Raw genomic sequence first — 18,677 nt, 5'->3', positions numbered from 1 at the left:
CGAGTCTCGGCACGAGCTGACGGTTTGCGGGGCATACCTGGATCGAATGATCCTTGGCGGCCACAGGTTAGGCGAAGTCTGCCAAACCGAAAAACACCTTTCCTGCGAATATTACCTGAACCCAAGGCACGATTCATGACGGCAAATCACAGAATGCCCAAACTCCATCCGGCGGTGGTGGTCCTGGCCGGCTTTATTCTGGTCATCACTGCGGGGATGCTGTTGCTCAAGCTGCCCATCTCCACAAGAAGCGGCGTTTTCTCCTGGATCGACGCCCTTTTCACGGCCACCTCGGCGGTTTGCGTCACCGGTCTGGCAGTGGTGGATACCGGCGGTTTTTTCACCGCATTCGGACAAGGGGTTATCCTGGCGCTCATCCAGGTGGGCGGCCTTGGCGTCATGACCATCTCCGTAACGCTCTTCCAGTGGATCGGTCGGGGTGTTTCCTTCCGACATCGCATGGTCATGCAGGATCTGTTCGCCCACACGCCCCGCGAGGACATTTTCAGCGTTGTGAAAAGCATTACCCTGTTCACGTTCAGCGTGGAGTTGGTCGGCGCCGGACTGCTGACCTTCCATTGGATTCGGGAAATGCCGTTCTGCCAGGCACTTTATACCGCCGTCTTTCACTCGGTTTCAGCGTTCTGCAATGCCGGCTTTGCGCTGTTCCCCGACAGCATGATGCGTTACAGTGATAATCTCCTGCTCAATGGAACCGTTTGCAGCCTGATCGTGATCGGCGGTATCGGTTTTCCGGTGCTCTACGACCTGCAGTGCCGGGTGAAATTTCACCGCCGGAAACGATGCCGCCTTTCGGTTCAAACCAAGACGGTCCTGCTCACCAGCTTTATCCTGATCGTCTCCGGAGCCCTGATGTTTGCCGTTCTGGAACAACTGCCCCCAAGGGGTGAACAATCCATCAGCCATCGCGTCCTGACCCCCCTGTTTCAGTCCGTCACCTGCCGAACCGCCGGGTTCAATACGGTGGATATCGCAGCCCTCAAGGACGCCACTCTCGCCATGATGATCTTTCTCATGTTTTTCGGAGCCTCACCGGGATCCTGCGGCGGCGGCGTCAAGACCACGACCCTGGCCCTTCTGACGGTCTTCACGCTCTCCCGTATCCGAAAACAGCGACGGGTCAATCTTTTCAAAAAAAGCGTCCCCAACGAAACCCTGACCCGGAGCATGTCGCTGATTCTCATTTCCATCGGCATCATCGGTCTGGTTTTGTTCATGCTGCTCGTGGGCGACTCGACGACCGGTCATGCAGTGACCGGAACAAGGGACCCTTTTCTGGCCTACCTTTTTGAAACGGTATCGGCGTTCGGAACGGTGGGGCTGTCCATGGGTGTAACACCCCAGCTCACCGATTGGGGCAAGGGCTGGATCATTTTGATGATGATTATCGGCCGGGTGGGCGTGCTCACGTTTGCCTATATCATCGTCGGGACCGGCACCACCAACGGTGTCGAGTACGCCGAAGAAAACCTGATGATCGGATAGCGCGTCAGACGGATCAGATGAATCAACGGAGAAAAAAATGAAACGATTTGCAGTGATCGGTCTTGGGAACTTCGGTTTTCATGCGGCAAAAGCATTGTTCGAGGACGGCAACGAGGTGGCCGCCATCGATACGGACAAGGCCAGGGTTCAGGCCGTCGATCCCTATGCCACGGAGGCCATCGTAATGGACGCCACGGACAAGGAGGCACTCAAGTCGCTCGGCCTGGAGGAGATGGACGCGGTGATCGTGTCTACCGGAACCCGCATCAGCAACAGTATTCTGATATGTCTCTACCTGCAGGAGATCGGCGTCAGGAAGATTCTGGCCAAGGCGATCGACGACGATCACGGCAAGATCCTCAAACGCGTGGGCGCCACCCAGATCATTCATCCGGAGCGGGACATGGCCCTTCGCGTCTCAAGGGGTCTATGCAGGCCGAACGTGTTGGACTTCATCCCCCTCTCGGACGAGTATGACCTTGTCCAGGTGGGGCCTCCGAGGGAATTCATCGGTAAAAGCCTGAGGGATCTTAATCTGAGAGCGAAATACAATGTTCACATCATTGCCATCAAGGAACTCGTCCCTGAGAACTTCATCCTGGTGCCGCCCCCCGGCTTTCTGATCAAGGACAGCGACATCCTCATTATGCTTGGGAAATCAGAGGACATCAGCCGGATCAAAGCCCTGAAGTAGCGATATCAGGACGCGCTTCAATCTCCTTCCTCAACTTTCGACTTTCATGATGCCGGCCGGAAAGAGGTCACCGGCCTATGGAAGTCGAAAGTTGAGCCTCTTCTCTGAAAACGGGGAGATCGAGATGGGCCGACGCATCAACCCATTTGCGGAAAATAGAAACATCAAAAAATGACGACAGGGATTCCGGATGCAGTTTCAGCCGATTGGAAATGTTTTCCATACAGGTTTTTTTACCTGTTTACAGAATATTTTTTTTTCTTACTATAAAGAGAAAGGGGAAAACGGTTCTATTTAATTCGCTTTCGCCCGGAATCCAGACGACAGGCCATCGCGCGCCGACCCGTCTTTTGACCTGAAACCATCCTGTCTCCCTTCTTGATTTTCCGCTGACGCGGCGATGGGTAACGCCGGCGCTGCCCCCTGGTGCACGATTTTCCATGTAACCCGTACGCTCGGCAAAAGTTTTTTGGGCAAAATCATCATACCATAGGGAGGCGAAAATGTTATTCATCACCAATCGGTTTCCACGTCAAAGTATTCGGACCCGCATCGATCGGAAGTTTGATTTCGATCTCAACAACAACGCTCCCAGCAACTCGGTTTTTTTCTGCGAACGAACGGACAGTGAAAAATACCAGGAGGTGGGCAGTATCGCATTTCTGGAACGCCTCAAGGATTCAAGCTATCGCCAGCTCCTGATTTACATCCACGGCTTTTCGAATCTGCCGGAGGATGTTTTTGACGCGGCTCTGGAGCTCCAGGCGCTTTGCGATGCCCAGAAGAAAAAGGAGGTGCTGGTGGTACCGATCATCTGGCCCTGCGACAACGACCTCGGCATTGTCCAGGATTACTGGGATGACCAGAAGTCCGCGGATCAAAGCGCTTTTTCCTTTGCGAGGGTGCTCGAAAAGTTTATTGCCTGGCGAAATTCCGAAAAATACAACCCCCAATCGGATCCCTGCCTCAAACGAATGAATATCCTGGCGCATTCCATGGGAAATCGGGTGCTTCGAGAGACCCTGGCCGTCTGGAACAAGTATGATCTGGCCGACGGCGTCCCCCTCATTTTTCGAAACATTTTCCTGGTGGCGGCAGACATCGTGAACGAATCCCTGCATATCGGGGAGCGCGGTGAATTGATTTGCCATGCGTCACGAAATGTCGTGGTCTATTTTGCATCCGACGACCTGGCGCTTCGGGCCAGCAAGGCATCCAACCTCAAAAACAGGGTGGCTTCCCGACGCCTGGGTCACACGGGACCTGAAGATATGGATCTCACCCCCAAAAACGTCTATGCGGTCGACTGCGACGACGTCAACAATATCTACGACTATCCCAAAGGGCATTCATACTTCCGATCCGGAGAAACCAAGGGAAACGCAGGCCTTGTGTTTGAGCACATCTTTTCGGCGCTGCTCTCCGGACGCGTTTTCCCCGAAGACGAATTCAGAAGGACAACGATTATCAGGCTACCGTAAATTCGGGTGAATATCGTAATAAAACCATACGGAATTCAGAAAGATCCGTGAACAATCGAGCTGTTGAAATCGATAGAAAGCGACGAGATGATTCATGTTGGAAATAGAGATCGATCTTAGAAGACACTGCATTGAAACCGCCATAAAACGGTCCTATAATCAGCTTCTTTCCGAATATTTTCACAGCAAAAAAGGGGATTCGGCGTCAGAGACAAAACTGGCGCTGCTGCAGAACGCCCTTACCTGCTTTGATTTTCCCTCTCTGCGAGCCGGCCATAAAGACCTGGCGGGAAAGAGCGATGCCCGGATCGTTCTGGCAGATAAAGGCGAATGTCCGCCAGGTATTCTCATAGACGGCCGTCCCATTGATATGACGCCTCACATCAGGAAATGTCATCACAACGGCATTGAGCAAATTCCGCGTTCTGCAACCGAAACGCGGCGGTAATCGCGGTCCAACCTGCTCCGATAAGCAGCAACAGGAGGAGATCATGACAAATAAAATCTGGATCGAGCATTATCCCGTCGGCATTCCCGCCGAGATTGACCCTGATCTTTTCGGATCGATCCCGGATATGATGGAAAAGATTACCACCAGGTTTGCCGACAAACCGGCCTATCACAACCTTGGGTACACCATCAGCTATGGCACGTTGGATGAACTGTCACGCGATTTTGCAGCCTTTTTGCAGGGGCTGCCGAATTTAGGCAAAGGCGACCGTGTCGCCGTCATGGCGCCGAATCTGCTGCAATACCCGGTAGCGCTGTTCGGTATCCTGCGTGCCGGGATGACCGTCGTTACCGTCAATCCCCTCTACACGCCGCGCGAGTTGGTGTTTCAACTGAAGGATGCGGGGGCCAAAGCCATCGTCATTCTTGAAAATTTTGCCAACACCCTGCAGCAGGTGATCGAGGGAACGCCGATCGAGCATGTGATTACCACCCAGATCGGCGATCTCCTGCCGATCCCGAAACGCTGGATTGTCAATCTGATCATCAAAAAGATCAGGAAAATGGTACCCGCCTGGCGCATCGACGGCGCTGTCACGTTTCGATCGGCCCTTGACCGCGGTGCGGCACGCCCGCTCAAGCCGATCGAGATAACACGCGAGGAGACCGCGTTCCTTCAGTACACCGGCGGCACCACCGGCGTCCCGAAGGGCGCGGTGCTGACCCACCGAAACATCCTGGCCAACCTGGAGCAGACGGGCGCTTGGGTCTCACTGAGCTTCAAGGAGGGCACCGAAATTGCCATTACGCCGCTGCCGATGTATCACATTTTCTGTCTGACCGCGACGCTCTCCTTCATGAAGTGGGGCAGCCTGATCGTGCTCATCACCAACCCGCGCGACCTGCCGGCCTTTGTCAAGGAGCTTGGACGGTGGAAGTTCAGCATCATGAGCGGCGTCAATACGCTGTTCAACGGGCTTTTGAATACCCCGGGATTCGATCGGATCGATTTTTCCGCCGTGAAGGTGGTGGTCGGCGGCGGCGCAGCAGTGCAAAAGTCAGTGGCCGAGCGCTGGCAACAGGTGACCGGATCCGGCATCACCGAAGCCTACGGCCTCACCGAGGCGTCTCCCGGCGTCTCCGCCAATCTGCTGGGAACGCCCTGGAACGGCAGCGTCGGCCTCCCCTTCCCTTCCACCGACGTGTCCATCCGCGACGATAGCTTCAACGCGCTGCCGGTATGGACAGGTGAAGGCGAGATCGAGAACCATACCGGCGAGATCTGCGTCCGCGGCCCACAGGTGATGAAAGGGTACTGGGAGAAGCCCGAAGAGACCGCCACGACGATCCAGGACGGCTGGTTGAAGACCGGCGACATCGGCTACCTGAGCGCCGACGGCCGCCTCACCATCACCGACCGTAAGAAGGACGTCATTCTGGTGTCCGGCTTCTCCGTATATCCCAGCGAGATCGAGAATGTGATTGCGATGCATCCGGGGGTGCTGGAATGCGGAGTGGTGGGCGTACCCGACGAAAAATCCGGCGAAACGGTGAAAGCGGTCATTTTGAAGAAGGATCCGAACCTCACCAGGGAGGCGGTGATTCAGTACTGCAAGACCCAGCTCACCCATTACAAGGTACCGCGTCATGTTGAATTCCGGGAGACCCTCCCAAAAACGCCGATCGGAAAAATCCTGCGTCGAAAATTGAGCGACGATAAGCAGTGACAAAGGTGTCGCCGAAAATCGCGGCCCTTTCGTCCCGCGACAGCTCGCATGGGAGCTTGGACCCGTTTCGTCGGACGCTGGGGGATACATATGTGGATATCCGCGTCGGAAAGGAAATTGAGACATGAATCCAGTTGCTCCAGTACGGTCTATATTCCTCTGACGGATCGGTAAAAACATGACGATGAAGGTCCGGCATAACGGGCGCCGAGGACCGTTACCTGAGAAAACGTAACGTTACATATCGTTAACAAATCATCACTGGTAACGTATTCACACCCGGCGAGAAGGATGCCCGACGGATTCCGAAAAAGACTTAAGATAAATGATTTCAATATATTGAACACTCATCATAAATCTTTGAACATAACTCGCATCCGTACACGAAACATGGTGATCCGCATCGGCATAAATTGTGCATTATCTCATAAATATTGATCAGAACCCATCCTGTTTCATCGTAAAACGTCACTACCCACCTCATGGAGGCAAACCATGCGAGCTATGTTCAAACCGATGGATCTCGGCACCTTGACCTTGGCGAACCGTTTCGTTTTTCCTCCCATAAAAACCGCCTGTGGGACACCCGAAGGCAAAGTCACCGATCGCCAGATCACCTTCTATGGGCAGATTGCCCACAACGGACCGGCTATCGTGATCCTTGAACCGGTAGCCGTAACGACAGACGGTCGGGAACATCCCAAGCAGCTCTGTGTCCACCTGGACAACAGTGTGGCGGAACTGGAAAAAATCACCAGGGTGATTCACCGGGAAGACCGTTTGGCCTGTCTGCACCTGAACCACGGCGGCGCCGCGGCCAACCCCAAGGCCAGCGGCACTCTGCCCCTGGCGCCATCTGCGGTCACCTGCCCGACCACCGGTCAGTCGGCGGAAGCGCTCATCGAAGCGCAGATCGAGACCATCATCGACGGGTACAACCGGGCAGCCCGGCGCGCGGAAGCCGCCGGCTTCGACCTGATCGAGATTCAGGCCGGCCACGGATATCTCGTTTCCCAGTTTCTCAACGCCAAGATCAACCGCCGTACCGACAGCTACGGCACCAACCGCCTTTCTTTTGCCGAAAGGGTATTTGCCGCGGTCAAGGAGGGCGCACCCCGAATGCCCCTGATTTTGAGAATCTCCGGCAGCGAGATGTCCCCGGAGTTCGGAATTTCCCCAGACGATCTGGCCCCGGTGTTGAAACTCGCCGAATCGTCAGGGTTCATTGCCGTGCACGTCGGCATGGGCGCCTCCTGCTTCAGCCCGCCCTGGTACTTCCAGCATTCGAGCCTCCCGGAAAAACCCCAGAACGACGCTTTGGCATGGGTGCGGTCGCAGACCGATTTGCCGATCATCGCCGCCGGCCGCATGGGTCGTCCGGATAGGGTCAAGGCGTTGCGGGAGTCCGGACAGGTCGATCTGATCGCCTTGGGTCGCCCGCTGATCGCCGATCCGCAGATGATCGAAAAGTGGGCCCGGGGGAATTTTCAAGATGTCGCCGCCTGCGGGTACTGTCTGCAGGGATGTCTGCACCGGGTCCGAAACGGGGAACCCATCGGTTGCAACCTCAATCCGGAGATCGGAAACCCCCCGCTGGGCCAAACCGACAAGCCGCTCAATGTCCTGGTGGCCGGCGGAGGGCCGGCCGGGATCAGTGCGGCGTTTTACCTGGCGCGCCGGGGGCATACCGTGACCCTCGCTGAAAAAGAAGATCACCTGGGCGGACAATTCAACCTGGCTTGGCAGGCTCCGGGTAAAAAGACCATGCAGGACGGGCTCGACAACCTGAAATACAAGGTCAGGATCCATGCGGAAAACGTTTTGACCGGACAGGCGGTAGATCCCGGGATGGTGAAGAAACTCTCCCCGGACCTGCTGGTGTGGGCCACCGGCGCGGTTCAGAACATTCCTGCGATCGACGGCCTCGAAAATCAGGACTGGATGACGTCCCTGGAATATTTTGCCGGCCGCAAGACTGTCAATGGTCCGCGGGTACTGGTCATCGGTGCCGGCCGTACCGGCCTTGAAATCGCGGAAAAACTCGGTATGGCCGGCTTCGAGGTAGTTGCCACCAAACGTACCGATCCTATCGGATCCATGATGGAGATGATCACCAGGAAGCTGATGTTGATGCGGTTGGAAAAGCTTCCCAACGTGAACCTCATGCCCCATACCACCGTCAAGCATTTTTCCGCCGAGGGCGTCGATGTGGTTCAAGACGACAAAGCGATGGTCCTGAAACCTTTTCAAACCATAATCCTCGCTTCCGGCATGCATCCGGCTTCAGGACCGGACGACGAGATTCGCAGGGCAGTGCCGACAGTGGAAACCATCGGCGATGCGGCCGAGGTGATGGACATCTATGCCGCGGTTCACGCCGGTTATGCAACCGCTTTGAAATATTAGGAGGGTCATCATGACGGAACCATCATTTTCAGATATTTCGATCGTCTCCTGCGGAACTTTGAGCCTGGAACTCAACCATTTGCAGCAAGAGGGTATCATCGATGCGTCCCAGATCCTTTATACCACGCCTGGACTGCATCAGGACATTCATGAACTGGAGCGCCAACTGGTTCGTCAGATCCATAAGGCCAGAGAAAAGACCGACAAGGTGCTCGTAGTTTACGGCGGCAAGTTCTGCTACGTCAACGCCGACGAACCGACCCGCCAGATGCGCACCATCATCGACGAACAGGGCCCCGGCGTGGCGCGCATCGAGGCTACCCATTGCATGGACATGCTCGCCGACGAAACCGAGCGCGATGCCATCGCCCGGGAAGTGGCCGGCGGAGAACCGGTCTGGTGGATGACGCCGGGCTGGGTGAAGTTTCGAAAGCTGGTTTTCAAGGGCTGGGACAAGGGGCTGGCCAATGAGAATTTTCCACGCCATACCGGTGGCGCGGTGGTGCTGGATGCCATAGGCTACATGGACCGGTACATGGAAGAAAACCCGGAAGAATTTCTCGATTACTGCGACTGGATGGGCATCCCGATGGTCGCTTATCCGGTGACCCTGGATCGCTTCACCTCGCTTCTCGCAGATCAGGCCCGCAAGCTTCACAGCGGGGAGTTACCTGCCTGACCCGACAGGAGATGAAAGATAAAATATGAAAGATTTCCCGTATGGCGAAGTAAAGAGTATCGGGTATCTGAGTCCATGGGTTACCTTGGAGCAGTATGGCAATGACGATTTTGTCATGGATCATCGGATGCCCGACGCAGATGATATCGCTGCGGCCCAGATGGGGATGGAGCGGGCTGAGGCGGCGATGGCAGACGGTAAATACAACATCGTGATTCTTGATGAAATCTGTGTGGCGATTTATTATGGGCTGCTGAAAACCGATGTTCTTTTACAATTCCTGGAAGGCAAACCGCATGATATTGAATTGATTTTAACGGGGCGGTACTGCCCGCCCGAACTGATGGAAAAGGCCGATCTGGTCACCGAAATGAAGGAGATCAGGCATTACTACCAAAAAGGCATCCCGGCAAGAAAAGGCATCGAAAATTGACCGAGGAGGTACACCGATGATCGCATTTGGACCGGTCCCGTCCAGGCGGCTGGGCAGAAGCCTGGGAATCAACAACATTCCGCCCAAGATCTGCAGCTATTCCTGTGTCTACTGTCAGTTGGGCCCCACCCTCAAAATGCAGGCGAAACGCCAGGCTTTCTACGAACCAGAGGCGATCTGTCATTCCGTGGGGGATAGAGTCAAAAAGACGAGGGAGGCCGGAGAAGCCGTCGATTACCTGACCTTTGTGCCTGACGGCGAACCCACGCTGGATATCAGCCTGGGGATTCACATAGAGCGCCTGAAAACCCTGAATCTGCCCATCGCCGTAATCACCAATGCTTCCCTCATCTGGCGGCAGGATGTGAGAGACCAACTGCTGGACGCAGACTGGGTCTCCCTCAAGGTCGATGCCGTCGGTGATGACACCTGGCGACGTATCAACCGCCCTCATGGAAGCCTGGAACTGGCCGCGATCATGGAAGGTGCCCTGCGGTTCGCCAAGGCCTATGAGGGAAAGCTTGTGACCGAGACGATGCTTGTGGCGGGGGTCAACGACGGCGAGGAGCAACTTGGCCCGGTTGCCGATTTTTTGGCACGTCTTCAACCGGCCGCGGCTTATCTTTCCATTCCCACCCGTCCCCCGGCGAAAAAGGGGGTGCGCGCCCCCGAGGCGCAGGCCCTCAACCAGGCCTATCAACTCTTGAGCAAAAAAGTGCGGCGCGTCGAATACCTGATCGGATACGAGGGCAATGCCTTTGCCTTTACGGGCGACGTGGAACAGGACCTCCTGAGTATCACGGCCGTGCATCCGATGCGAAAGGATGCCGTGAACGACTATCTGGCACGGGCCGGAGCAGAATGGCCGGTGGTCCGGAAACTGTTGGAAAAAGGGGAACTCGTTGAGACGGAATATGGCGATCACACCTTTTACGTGAGAAGACTGAGGATGGCCGGCGGAGATGCATGATATCCAGTTTTTCGCTTGATGTGCCGAGGGGAGGACATCGTTTGTCCGGGCCGAACCCAAATGGTGCTGTCGAAGATTTTTTGATTCTGTAACGAACTGAACAAATTGATATTCCATATGCCCAAAATAGACCCATTCGAAAAACACAGCGACAACTATGATGCATGGTTCGAAAAAAACCGTGATATCTACCATCAGGAATTGGCGGCGATCCGCAAACTGATGCCTTCTCCTTCCGCAAGAGGATTGGAAGTAGGCGTTGGCTCAGGCAAATTCGCCGTACCTCTGGGAATAAAGATTGGCGTGGAACCCTCGGAACGGATGGCAGCGAAGGCTGAAAAACAGGGAATCCGGGTTTTTCGAAATGTAGCGGAGGACTTGCCGTTTTCCGATGAGGAATTTGACTTTGTATTGATGGTAACAACGATCTGTTTTGTTGACGATATCAACAAATCCTTCAGGGAAGCGTTTCGGGTATTGAAGCCTTGCGGATGCATCATTATCGGCTTTGTGGATAAAGAAAGCGAATTGGGCCGGCAGTACATGGACAAGCGCAATACGAGCATTTTCTACAAAGAGGCCACCTTCTTTTCTGCACAGGAAGTTCGCAAGTTGCTCATGGATGCCGGTTTTGAGGATCTGACTTTCAAACAAACGCTGATTCCTGGAAAACCAGATGAAATGATTCAAGACGGTTTTGGCAAGGGTGCATTTGTTGTCGCCAAGGCCGTCAAGCCAAGACAGTTGAATGATCATAGCGGCTTGTAGGATATAGGGCGGATATTTGTCGTTGGATGCTTTTCTTTCGTTGAAAGTCGCCCTCCTTTCAGACCATTTCCACACAGCCGACAGGGTGTCCCGGCTTGAAGAAAGGTATGTAAAATGACCAATACCTTCTGGACAGCGCTGACCACCAGCATCCTGGCGGCGGTCGTTACATCTCTTGGCATCTACACGATCCGACGATTCACCAACTGGGGACAACGCAACACAACCTATTTCATGTGCTTTGCGGCTGGGGTGCTGATTTCCGCCTCCTTTCTGCATATCATACCGAAATCTTTTGCCATGACCTCCCAGGCACCGGTCTGGTTACTGGTCGGATTTTTTGCCCTGCATCTATTCAATCGTTTTTTAACAGCCTTTGTCTGTGAGAGGGATCCGGAGAAAAAAGATTATGTTATCGGTATTATACCATCGTTCGGCATCGGCTTTCACTCCCTGATCGACGGATTCATATACTCCATTGCTTTTACGGTCAGCATTTTTACGGGGTACCTGGCGACCATGGGTATGGTTCTGCATGAATTTCCAGAGGGAATCATCACCTACCTGTTGCTCGTACGCGGTGGATTCAAGGAACGAAAGGCCATGTGGGTGGCCTTCCTGTCTGCCGCGGCAACCACCCCCCTGGGCATGCTGATCTCCTATCCTTTCATCAGCAAGATAGAGCAACCCATATTGGGCGCCTTGCTTTCCCTTTCAGCAGGCGCGCTGATTTATGTCGGCGCCACGCACCTGCTGCCCCGGGCCGAAGAGGAGCGCAAGCGATTCAGCCTGGTTGCCCTGGCAGGCGGCGTCCTGATCGCCGTGATCATCGTTGTGTCCAAGGCCTGAAAGCGCAACAAGGGATATGATTATGGCGGTGAGTTTTAGTGCCGCTTAAGCGCCGCGGCGGATCAGCGGCCCGGACTGTTTGAGCGCAAGCGAGTTTCCGGGCCGCCCGGAGCAAGCTTCAGCGGCACTTTAACGAATCCGCGTCGGGCGCGGGCCGTATCCTCCCGGCACCGGCCTATGAAAGTCGAAAGTTGATTTTCCCATCAGTCGATATTCCTCCAACCGCTCATCGTGCTAAGCGTGCCTTGGTCATGGCGTCCACCATACTTCCGAACATTTTCTTAACTTGATGCCGCGTCAAATCGATATTGATTTTAGCCTTTCGAAACACCATAATAGATAATATGGGTGCGATGGTTACAAGGTGTGCGACCCGGACATTTCATGGGATCATCAGCAAGAGAGGGGTTGTGGGACTTTCGGAAGGAAAAGAGAAGCGAATCGTGTTTCGCATCCGCGAAATGGAGATTGACGATCTGGCGCCGGTCTATCATCTGGGGGAGATGCTCTTCAAAGCCGACGAGGCCCCCAACATGTACCGAACCTGGGATGCATACGAGGTGGTGGGGCTGTTTCACAGCGACACGGAGTTCTGCCTGGTGGCGGAGCACGAGGATCGGATCGCGGGGTTTCTCCTGGGAACCACCATCATCAAATCCCGTTCGGCCTGGAAATACGGCTACCTGATCTGGCTTGGGGTCCACCCCGACGTTCAGCATCACGGGGTGGCGGAAAAGCTGTTTCAGAAATTCAAGGAGCTCATGATCGAACAGGGGATCCGCATGCTCCTCGTCGACACGGCCGCCGAAAACCTGGCGGCCCTCCGCTTCTTTCGAAAGCAGGGGTTCGGCCACCCCCGGCAGCACATCTACCTCACCCTGAACCTCCAGGCCGAAATCCAACGATTGAAAAAACGCGGCGGCAACATGAACGGAGCCAAGCACGAGAAAAAAAACGGCACCAGATCCGTCGCATCGGCAGAGATCGGGAAAGAGATCGGATCTTCATGACCATTCAGCGCCAACGCCTGAAACGGCTTCTGAAACAGATGATCGACATCTACAGCCCGTCAGGGAAAGAAGAGGAGATCATTGACTTTCTGAAAACGTACCTGGCACGCCGGGGATTGCCGGTGAAAATGCAGACGGTGGACGAAAACCGCGCCAATCTCATCGTGGGCAATCTCGACGACGCGCCTCGCCTGGCCCTGATCGGTCACCTGGACACGGTGTCGGCCTTCGACCTCGATCGGTACGCATACGAGGAGGCGGGGGACTGGATCCGGGGACTGGGGGCCGCGGACATGAAAGGCGGCTGCGCCGCCATGATCGAGGCTTTCACTGCCTGGTGCGACACCGGTGACCTTCCCCCGGGGGCGATCCTCTGCCTGGTGGTGGGGGAGGAGGAGACCGGCGACGGTGCATGGCAGTTGATGAAGGAGCATTATTTTCCCTGGGCCGTTATCGGGGAACCCACCGGACTCGTCCCCTGCCTTCGCTGTTTCGGGTATGTGGAGATCGAAGTCGCCACCCTGGGGCGCCGGATCCATGCCTCGGTGGCCAACCCCCGCCACAGCCCCGTCACCGTCCTGCTCAGGAAGATGCTCCGGTTGATCCGCTATTTCGAGACGAACCGGCAGGAATTGGTCTTCAACATCCGGGATCTCTTCAGCAACCCCGCCGGGTTCGCCGTGTCCGAACGCTGCGAGGCATGGTTGGACGTCCACGTACCCCCCCACCTCGCCATGGGAACGATTCTCTCCGAGATCGAGGAGACCCTCCAACGGGACGGTGACAGCCCCATGGACGTGCGAACGGAGTTCAAGTGTCGCACCATCGACGCCGGATACGAGATCCCGGAAAAGGGGGCGGTGGTGGACGCCCTGCGATCCATCTACCAAGCCCGGAAGCTGGCGTGGACCCCCGACGCCTTCAGGAGCCACTCCGACGCCAATCACCTCTGGGCTTCGGGGGTCAAATCCATCGTTCTGGGGCCGGGGGATCTCTCCCAGGCCCACACCGAGGACGAATCAGTATCCTTCGCCGAAGTCTGTCGGGCCGCGGAGATCTACCTGGACCTTTTACGGCACGTCATGAAGCGCCGAGGCGCCTGATGAAACCCGGGCGTCCGGCGGCGAATTTCATGGGAGGAAACGGCATTGATCGATTTCAACACCACCCGGGAAAGACTCCGGAATCACCTGACGGTCCTGACCCGCGACATCGGCGAAAGAAGCGTTCGCCGTCCGGAGAATCTGAACCGAACCGCCGCATATCTCCACGCCTTCCATCGGGAGATCCCGTTGGAGTCCCGACTGGAGCCTTACGGTTTCCGGGGCATGACGGTACACAACGTCGTTGCATCGCTTGCACCGGACCGGGCGCCCCGCACCCATTATGTGGTGGGCGCCCACTACGACTCGGTGACAGGCACCGTGGGAGCGGACGACAACGCCGGCGCGCTGGCGGTCCAGTTGGAGACGGCCCGAATTCTGGCCGCCCCGGAGCACCGCAAACGGCTTACTGCGGCCGTCACCTTCGTCGCCTTCGCCCTCGAGGAGCCGCCGGCCTACGGGACCCGGTACATGGGCAGCCGCGTTTACGCGGCCCGGGCCCGGGGGGCGGGCACGGCCATCGACGGCATGATCTGCCTCGAAATGGTGGGCTATACCTGCCGCACCCCCGGGTGCCAGCACTACCCCTTCCCCCTGATGTTCATGGATTATCCGGATACAGGGGAGTTCATCGGCATCGTCGGCAATTTCAGATCCCGGCCGTTCGCCCGCAAGTTGCTCGACAGCTTCCGCAAAAACCGTCAACTCCCCGTCATCGGCCTCACAGTCCCCTTCGACGGCCTGCTCATGCCCACCGTTCGCCTGAGCGACCACGCCTCTTTCTGGCGTGAGGGATTTCGGGCGGTCATGGTGACGGACTCGGCCTTTTACCGCAATCCCCACTACCATATGCCCTCGGACACCCTGGAAACACTCGATTTCGATTTCATGGCCCAGTTGGTCGAGAGCCTCGTCGGATTTTTCCTCTCCCCGGAGCCCTGATCGCATCAGACTCGAACACCGCCTCGGGGATATCTCTCTAAAGGCCAAAGTGTCGGCCCATCCCACTCGGGATAGGGCAACCCCATCACCGTCCGTTCGAAAACATCCCTGATGTCAAGCCGTTCCATGAGATCCAGCGTGGGAACGCCGGTGTCGGGATCATATTCCCGGGTACGATAATATTCGGTCAGGAGTGCCTCGTGGGCCTTGACCTGTTCCCTGCCCTCGAGGCTTTCGGCGATATCCGGGGGCTGCGGCAAGGCATCGTGCCGGCGGATGCAGCCCTGCCGGATGTTGAAACAGCGCTCTACCGCCCAGATCCTCGGAGCGATTCCACCGCCCAGAGATGCTTCGTCGAAATCCTCGCCGGTCAGCGCCGTAAGGAGACGCCCCAACCCGTCGAAGAGTGGGAAAGCCCCCACCAGGGGGACAGCGCAGCCCCACGTGTTGACAGCACCCTTGCAACGACCCAAGGCATCAGCCAGGGTGGTAGCGCTCTCCGAGACGACAAGGCTTGCGACCGGCGCCTTTTCCGGATCCGCCGGGAGAAACCCGCGCCGCACGAGTTCCGGGTAAAGCACCGGATCGTTCTCTCCGAATGCCCAGCTCCGACCACGAAGATGGTCGGCCCCGCGGGTGGAGGTGGCATGGGCCAAAGCGAAGAGCCCCGTCGGAAAGGTTCCCCGGGAGAGTCCCTTGACATGATAGCAATACTTCACGGCCTCGGGGCCCAGAAGCCTGGCCAGGTTGAGCATGCCCTCGGCCAGGCGGTTGCCGAATCCCTCCCTCAGGGCCGTTCGATGAATCAGCTCGGCCTGCGCCGCCGCGTCCGTCCACGCCAGGGAGACCCCCGCATCCGCTTCGGTGATGATGCCGAGTTCGAAGAGTTTCTTGGCAAAGGCGACGGCATTGCCCAGTGCGATCACGTCCATGCCGTAGAGGTCCGCCAGATTGCCGTATTCCATGATCGCCACCGGGTCTTCGATGCCGGCGTTGACCCCCATGCAGTAGATGGCCTCGAACTCGAGGGCCGCTCCGGTTTCGCCGGCCCGCGGACCTTCGGGGATCCGGAAGACGTTCTTGCAGGCCACGGAGCAACCGTGGCAGCCCTTTCGGCCGATTTCAAAGCGTTTCCAGGATTCCGGCCGAAGCGAAACCGGCACCTCCTCTGCCTCGAGATATTTCTGAAAATACCGATAGCCGGGACGCCATTCCACCATGCCGACATGGGAGCCGTAAACCGCGACCTTGTCCCGCTGAATCGGATCCGTAGCGAAAAAACGGCGGTCCAGGTCGACAAGGCGCCGAAACGTCTTCGGGTCCGCGGCGGGAACAGGCGTCGTACCCCGGACCGCCACGGCCTTCAGATGCTTGGATCCGAGTACTGCCCCGCTGCCCCGCGCCGCCGAGTTGTACTTGTCCACGATAGTGCCGGCGAACCGGACCAGGTTTTCCCCGGCAGGTCCGATGCAGGCCGTGGAAATCTCCTTGCCGTGAGCAGCAACCAGGGCATCCGCGGTCTCCCAGGTGGTTTTGCCCCAGAGCCCTGCGGCATCCCGCAGTTCAACATGCGCGTTGTCGATCCAGAGATATTTGGGGCGCTCGGCCCGGCCGGTGATGACAACCTGATCGTAGCCCGCCCGTTTCAGGCGGTGGGCGAAGGCCCCGCCGGCGTTCCCGTCCCCGAGGATACCCGAATAAGGCGAGAGCGCGCTCACCTCGATGCGACTCGACAGCGGCACCCCCGTACCGGAAAGCGGCCCTGCGCCAAAACAAAGCACATTATCAGGCCCCAGGGGGATCGATGCCCGGCGCGATTTCATCGAACAGCGTTTTGGAATTCAACCCTCGGCCCCCCAGGAATTTTCGGGCCGCGTCCAGATCCAACGGAACCTTATCAATAACGCCGCGGGTCAAATCCACCCGTAACACGATGCCGCACCATCCGTACATGCCTGCCTCCTTTCCCGAAAACATGTTATCCGGACATCACGCCCTGACACCCGGATCGGCGGCCATCGATCCCCTGTATCCGCATCAAGCGGCGCCCCCGGACGAGGGGCGCGCCGTTTCCCAATCAGGCTTGCTGAGACGGTGGTCATGCCGTACCGCGCTCTTCCTCCTTTGCCGACAACAGCCGACAGGCCTTGCTGTCGGGCGCCAGCATGAAGATTCCTGCGAGAATGATGAGGGGCAGGGCGAAAAAGAAACCGAAGACCGGCAAAATGAGAGCGCCGATAACGGCCAGCAGCAGACTTACAGTGAATACAACGGTGCCGACCATTCTGCTGGATATTTTGTCGTAAAAGCATTCCGTTCTGTTCATATGGATTCTCCTTTCAGAGATGTTGGACTGTGATTGCGGCAGTACCCCGATCGTGGGAACCGCCTCCCCTTACATACACATATAATGGTTCACGAACAGCGATTTTTCAATGGTGGTTTGATTGAGGGGCGAATCGGGGGATTATCCTATGACCCGAAGGAGTTCGGCAATCCGGGCGAGCGCCGTTGGCCGTATCGCTTCGTTCATTCGGGAAAAAACTTATTTCCCGGCCAAAGCCCTCTTGACGGATGCGTCGAAGATGGGGTAAAGGTAACCTATCATGATCTGTGCCTGTTCATCTGTTCCGGGCCCGACAATCGCATCCGACATACACCGTTCGCAAATCGCGCAATTCGAACTACGACCGAAATCGACACCTGATCGGCACATCTCATAACGTATCCGCCGGAACTGTAGGACGTTTTACTCAACCCCTGATCAACCGGAAAAGGAGGCAATGATGAGCGAAAGTGTCTACAAAGTCATCGAACTGGTCGGAACGAGTCCCAACTCCTGGGAGGAAGCCGCGAAAAACGCGGTGCAGACTGCATCGAAAACCCTCAAGGATCTCAGGGTCGCGGAAATCACCAAACTCGACATGAAGGTGGAAGACGGTAAAGTAACGGCCTACCGCGCCCGGGTAAATCTTTCCTTCAAATACGTCGGATAGTGATCCCTCGGCCGCGACGTCGGCCATCCAAGAAACGCCGCGATTCGCGGCGTTTCGATCGTCCTATTGAGCGAGGATGAGGAAAAATAAAGGGGGTATGATTGCGAATTATCGCTCCTTAAGTTTCCCGGCGATGGATTTGCCGTATTCCTGGGCCATCTGGATGCCGCCGCCCAGGGAAGCGTTTTTCAGCATGAGAGGATCACCCACCATCGCCATTTTAAAAACGTTGGCCATGGTGTTGTAGATTCGCCCGGGCGCTTCGCCGCTCCAACCGAAAGCACCGAAAGCGCCCCCCACCTTACCCTCCAAACCAGCCTTCTCCGCCAGAAAAAGGAGGGTCTTCATCTTATTGAGCATCTCGCCGTGATAGGTGGAAGAGCCGAAAACAAGCGCGTCGTATCCTTGAAGATCCCCTTCATTCTTGATCTTCCCGGCATCCATAACGACGGCCTCCACTCCGGATATTCGGACCCCTTCCCCAATCAGTTGAGCGATCCTTTCCGTTTCTCCCATTCTTGTGGCATAAACAATCAGTACCTTGGACATACCATCTCCTCCCGCGTTCGACCTACCGTTCAGTGCGTCCCGGGTTGGCATCCGCAGGCGTCAATCCCAGGCCGTGCCGGAGCCGTACAAGTTTAACGAATACGTCCCCATCGC

The 18,677-nt window shown here is 56.6% G+C and carries 20 protein-coding genes; 15 read left to right on the top strand and 5 right to left on the bottom strand.

What is annotated here, in order from left to right; all coding sequences use genetic code 11:
* The first annotated feature begins 24 nt into the window (after positions 1-24).
* On the top strand, positions 25-1,506 hold the full coding sequence (locus tag dmul_RS04055; RefSeq protein WP_327078311.1) for a TrkH family potassium uptake protein: 1,482 nt from the start codon (positions 25-27) through the stop codon (positions 1,504-1,506).
* Positions 1,507-1,543: 37 nt separating this feature from the next.
* Complete coding sequence (locus dmul_RS04050) at positions 1,544-2,200, top strand: potassium channel family protein (protein ID WP_020875436.1); 657 nt, start codon at positions 1,544-1,546, stop codon at positions 2,198-2,200.
* Positions 2,201-2,441: 241 nt separating this feature from the next.
* Here the strand turns inward: dmul_RS04050 and dmul_RS04045 are convergent, their stop codons facing one another.
* Positions 2,442-2,714: a hypothetical protein gene (locus tag dmul_RS04045; RefSeq protein WP_040414145.1), complete on the bottom strand. Its 273-nt coding sequence runs from the start codon at positions 2,712-2,714 to the stop codon at positions 2,442-2,444.
* Between dmul_RS04045 and dmul_RS04040 the strand changes: the two genes are divergently transcribed.
* From dmul_RS04040 to dmul_RS03985, 12 genes are all read left to right on the top strand, one after another.
* A complete protein-coding gene (locus dmul_RS04040; RefSeq protein ID WP_020875437.1) occupies positions 2,704-3,681 on the top strand; it encodes an alpha/beta hydrolase in 978 nt (325 codons plus the stop codon). The two genes, dmul_RS04045 and dmul_RS04040, sit on opposite strands and share 11 nt — an antisense overlap.
* Before the next feature lie 94 nt (positions 3,682-3,775).
* Entirely contained in the window at positions 3,776-4,129 is a 354-nt protein-coding gene (locus dmul_RS04035; protein WP_020875438.1) for a hypothetical protein, read from the top strand.
* A 43-nt stretch (positions 4,130-4,172) separates the two neighbouring features.
* Complete coding sequence (locus dmul_RS04030) at positions 4,173-5,858, top strand: long-chain-fatty-acid--CoA ligase (RefSeq protein ID WP_020875439.1); 1,686 nt, start codon at positions 4,173-4,175, stop codon at positions 5,856-5,858.
* A gap of 495 nt (positions 5,859-6,353) precedes the next feature.
* The gene (locus tag dmul_RS04025; protein ID WP_020875440.1) at positions 6,354-8,264 is read left to right on the top strand and encodes an FAD-dependent oxidoreductase; all 1,911 of its coding nucleotides are present in this window, start codon (positions 6,354-6,356) and stop codon (positions 8,262-8,264) included.
* 10 nt (positions 8,265-8,274) lie between these two features.
* The gene (locus dmul_RS04020; protein ID WP_020875441.1) at positions 8,275-8,943 is read left to right on the top strand and encodes a DUF1638 domain-containing protein; all 669 of its coding nucleotides are present in this window, start codon (positions 8,275-8,277) and stop codon (positions 8,941-8,943) included.
* A gap of 25 nt (positions 8,944-8,968) precedes the next feature.
* Positions 8,969-9,376 carry a cob(I)yrinic acid a,c-diamide adenosyltransferase gene (locus tag dmul_RS04015; RefSeq protein ID WP_020875442.1) on the top strand — a complete coding sequence of 136 codons (408 nt, stop codon included), beginning with the start codon at positions 8,969-8,971 and terminating at the stop codon, positions 9,374-9,376.
* 16 nt (positions 9,377-9,392) lie between these two features.
* On the top strand, positions 9,393-10,346 hold the full coding sequence (locus tag dmul_RS04010; RefSeq protein ID WP_020875443.1) for a radical SAM protein: 954 nt from the start codon (positions 9,393-9,395) through the stop codon (positions 10,344-10,346).
* A 117-nt stretch (positions 10,347-10,463) separates the two neighbouring features.
* On the top strand, positions 10,464-11,114 hold the full coding sequence (locus tag dmul_RS04005; protein WP_020875444.1) for a class I SAM-dependent methyltransferase: 651 nt from the start codon (positions 10,464-10,466) through the stop codon (positions 11,112-11,114).
* 114 nt (positions 11,115-11,228) lie between these two features.
* Positions 11,229-11,963, top strand: coding sequence for a ZIP family metal transporter (locus dmul_RS04000; protein ID WP_020875445.1), 735 nt, complete (start codon positions 11,229-11,231; stop codon positions 11,961-11,963).
* Between the two features lie 410 nt (positions 11,964-12,373).
* The gene (locus dmul_RS03995; RefSeq protein ID WP_200809303.1) at positions 12,374-12,973 is read left to right on the top strand and encodes a GNAT family N-acetyltransferase; all 600 of its coding nucleotides are present in this window, start codon (positions 12,374-12,376) and stop codon (positions 12,971-12,973) included.
* Positions 12,970-14,076 carry a M20 family metallopeptidase gene (locus dmul_RS03990; RefSeq protein ID WP_020876300.1) on the top strand — a complete coding sequence of 369 codons (1,107 nt, stop codon included), beginning with the start codon at positions 12,970-12,972 and terminating at the stop codon, positions 14,074-14,076. The genes dmul_RS03995 and dmul_RS03990 overlap by 4 nt, the downstream gene beginning before the upstream one ends.
* A gap of 45 nt (positions 14,077-14,121) precedes the next feature.
* The gene (locus tag dmul_RS03985) at positions 14,122-15,018 is read left to right on the top strand and encodes a M28 family peptidase (protein WP_020876301.1); all 897 of its coding nucleotides are present in this window, start codon (positions 14,122-14,124) and stop codon (positions 15,016-15,018) included.
* Positions 15,019-15,023: 5 nt separating this feature from the next.
* Here the strand turns inward: dmul_RS03985 and dmul_RS20900 are convergent, their stop codons facing one another.
* The 3 genes from dmul_RS20900 to dmul_RS03975 form a co-directional block, all read right to left on the bottom strand.
* On the bottom strand, positions 15,024-16,799 hold the full coding sequence (locus dmul_RS20900) for an aldehyde ferredoxin oxidoreductase family protein (protein WP_250637367.1): 1,776 nt from the start codon (positions 16,797-16,799) through the stop codon (positions 15,024-15,026).
* Positions 16,800-16,803: 4 nt separating this feature from the next.
* Entirely contained in the window at positions 16,804-16,971 is a 168-nt protein-coding gene (locus tag dmul_RS21030) for an aldehyde ferredoxin oxidoreductase N-terminal domain-containing protein (RefSeq protein WP_250637366.1), read from the bottom strand.
* A gap of 145 nt (positions 16,972-17,116) precedes the next feature.
* Positions 17,117-17,344: a hypothetical protein gene (locus dmul_RS03975; RefSeq protein WP_020876303.1), complete on the bottom strand. Its 228-nt coding sequence runs from the start codon at positions 17,342-17,344 to the stop codon at positions 17,117-17,119.
* 460 nt (positions 17,345-17,804) lie between these two features.
* On the opposite strand from dmul_RS03975, the gene dmul_RS03965 reads away from it, so the two are divergent.
* Positions 17,805-18,014, top strand: coding sequence for a dodecin family protein (locus dmul_RS03965; protein WP_020876304.1), 210 nt, complete (start codon positions 17,805-17,807; stop codon positions 18,012-18,014).
* Between the two features lie 108 nt (positions 18,015-18,122).
* On the opposite strand, the gene dmul_RS03960 is transcribed toward dmul_RS03965, so the two are convergent.
* Entirely contained in the window at positions 18,123-18,563 is a 441-nt protein-coding gene (locus tag dmul_RS03960; RefSeq protein WP_020876305.1) for a flavodoxin domain-containing protein, read from the bottom strand.
* Positions 18,564-18,677: the final 114 nt, after the last annotated feature.

The sequence above is a fragment of the Desulfococcus multivorans genome, assembly GCF_001854245.1.
Classification (GTDB): Bacteria; Desulfobacterota; Desulfobacteria; order Desulfobacterales; family Desulfococcaceae; genus Desulfococcus; species Desulfococcus multivorans.
The sequence above is the reverse complement of the archived record's forward strand: the minus strand, read 5'-3'. Positions and strand labels throughout refer to the sequence as shown.

Bases quoted from the DNA above. Each gene is read 5' to 3' on its own strand.
- dmul_RS04050 (WP_020875436.1), top strand. From the start codon at position 1,544: ATGAAACGATTTGCAGTGATCGGTCTTGGGAACTTCGGTTTTCATGCG.
- dmul_RS04040 (WP_020875437.1), top strand. From the start codon at position 2,704: ATGTTATTCATCACCAATCGGTTTCCACGTCAAAGTATTCGGACCCGC.
- dmul_RS04045 (WP_040414145.1), bottom strand. From the start codon at position 2,714: ATGAATAACATTTTCGCCTCCCTATGGTATGATGATTTTGCCCAAAAA.
- dmul_RS04035 (WP_020875438.1), top strand. From the start codon at position 3,776: ATGTTGGAAATAGAGATCGATCTTAGAAGACACTGCATTGAAACCGCC.
- dmul_RS04030 (WP_020875439.1), top strand. From the start codon at position 4,173: ATGACAAATAAAATCTGGATCGAGCATTATCCCGTCGGCATTCCCGCC.
- dmul_RS04025 (WP_020875440.1), top strand. From the start codon at position 6,354: ATGCGAGCTATGTTCAAACCGATGGATCTCGGCACCTTGACCTTGGCG.
- dmul_RS04020 (WP_020875441.1), top strand. From the start codon at position 8,275: ATGACGGAACCATCATTTTCAGATATTTCGATCGTCTCCTGCGGAACT.
- dmul_RS04015 (WP_020875442.1), top strand. From the start codon at position 8,969: ATGAAAGATTTCCCGTATGGCGAAGTAAAGAGTATCGGGTATCTGAGT.
- dmul_RS04010 (WP_020875443.1), top strand. From the start codon at position 9,393: ATGATCGCATTTGGACCGGTCCCGTCCAGGCGGCTGGGCAGAAGCCTG.
- dmul_RS04005 (WP_020875444.1), top strand. From the start codon at position 10,464: ATGCCCAAAATAGACCCATTCGAAAAACACAGCGACAACTATGATGCA.
- dmul_RS04000 (WP_020875445.1), top strand. From the start codon at position 11,229: ATGACCAATACCTTCTGGACAGCGCTGACCACCAGCATCCTGGCGGCG.
- dmul_RS03990 (WP_020876300.1), top strand. From the start codon at position 12,970: ATGACCATTCAGCGCCAACGCCTGAAACGGCTTCTGAAACAGATGATC.
- dmul_RS21030 (WP_250637366.1), bottom strand. From the start codon at position 16,971: ATGTACGGATGGTGCGGCATCGTGTTACGGGTGGATTTGACCCGCGGC.
- dmul_RS03975 (WP_020876303.1), bottom strand. From the start codon at position 17,344: ATGAACAGAACGGAATGCTTTTACGACAAAATATCCAGCAGAATGGTC.
- dmul_RS03965 (WP_020876304.1), top strand. From the start codon at position 17,805: ATGAGCGAAAGTGTCTACAAAGTCATCGAACTGGTCGGAACGAGTCCC.
- dmul_RS03960 (WP_020876305.1), bottom strand. From the start codon at position 18,563: ATGTCCAAGGTACTGATTGTTTATGCCACAAGAATGGGAGAAACGGAA.